Origin of the sequence: Bradyrhizobium sp. i1.15.2 (genome assembly GCF_040548425.1) — a bacterium.
Lineage (GTDB): Bacteria > Pseudomonadota > Alphaproteobacteria > Rhizobiales > Xanthobacteraceae > Bradyrhizobium > Bradyrhizobium canariense.
Window position 1 is genome coordinate 1 of record NZ_JBEPRQ010000084.1, and the last position, 1,347, is coordinate 1,347.

General features: G+C 60.3%; 1 protein-coding gene. It reads left to right on the forward strand.

Features of this window, described 5'->3' with window-relative positions:
• Positions 1-1,236: thioesterase domain-containing protein (locus tag ABIB80_RS39305; RefSeq protein WP_354129651.1), on the forward strand; the 1,236-nt coding region annotated here is incomplete at its 5' end.
• Between the last annotated feature and the right edge of the window lie 111 nt (positions 1,237-1,347).

Below are 1,347 nucleotides of genomic sequence, written 5' to 3' on the forward strand. Positions count from 1 at the left end.
GCGGAGCACGCCGGCGAAGCTGAGGGATCTGACCTTGCCGGCACGTTGCGCGCGCATGTGAGTGCGCGGCTGCCCGACTACATGGTGCCGGCTGCGTTTGTGCGGCTGGCGGGGCTGCCGCTGACGGCAAACGGCAAGCTCGACCGCAACGCGCTGCCGATGCCTGAGGATGCGGCCTATGCGCGCGCGGCCTATGAGCCGCCGCGGGGCGAGACCGAGACCGCGCTGGCGCAGCTCTGGGCGGAGCTTCTCGGTGTGGCGCGGGTCGGCCGCCACGACAACTTCTTCGACCTCGGTGGACATTCGCTGCTAGCGCTGCAAGTGCTTGAGCAACTCCGGCGGCGGGGTCTGATCCTCGATCTTTCCGTGCATTTCACGAATCCTCGTCTCGATCAGTGCGCCGAGAAGGTGCGCCCCGCATCGAAGAACCATCGGAAATCTGCGAGCCAACTTATTCCGCTTCGACTTGCGAACAGTCAGCCACTTATCCTCTGTCACGCCCTTGGCGGAGGGCTGAGCATCTATAATGACCTCGCGCGGGCGCTGCCAGCTACACAGACCATCTACGGTATACATGCCCTAGAGTTCGGTCACGAACTCCTGAAGGTCGGTTCGATTGACGAGATCGCCCAAGTCTATGCTCGGGCTATTGTGCCTGTGCTGCCGGACATGGCTTGTACGCTCGCCGGATGGTCCTTTGGCGGTGTGCTCGCCCACGCCGTTGCTGGGATACTAATCTCTGCAAACGTGAGGGTCGATTTAGTGGCAATGATCGATAGTGCCCATCCGTCGGCGCTAGGGACGCCTTCCACTCTCACCTTGGACCAGGAATGGTCTGAATTCCTTGCATTCCTTGTCGACGAGGGAGGATTGTCGCCTGAACACGATGCAACCATGGAAATTCGGCCGGGTGACTTCGCTACGCTCGCGAGCGCTGCTTTCGGTGCATGGAAAATCGGTGTACCGGCGCTTGAGGAAATCTTCCAATTGTTCATTCGCCATATTCGCGCGGGCAAACTATACGTGCCTAAGAAGGTTTCGGCGCTCTGCGTCTATTACACTCGGGAGTCCACTAGCGCAGCAACTCCATGGCACGCTGCTTTCGAGAGCGTCGTTGAAGGGCCCCCTCTTCCTGGCGATCATCGTTCCCTTCTGAAGCATCCAAATGTGACCGTTCTTGCGGAGGACCTCTCACATCGCCTTCCCGGCGAGGCAGAGTTGGTACCGGTTGTCTGAACAGAGTTCCGGGTCGATAGTCGTCCGTTAAGAAGCCGAATTGAGCGGGGCCGGACAGGCGGGCGTGCGCCAGAGCTGGATCAGGAACAGGCACAAGAGTTCTCTGAGCCA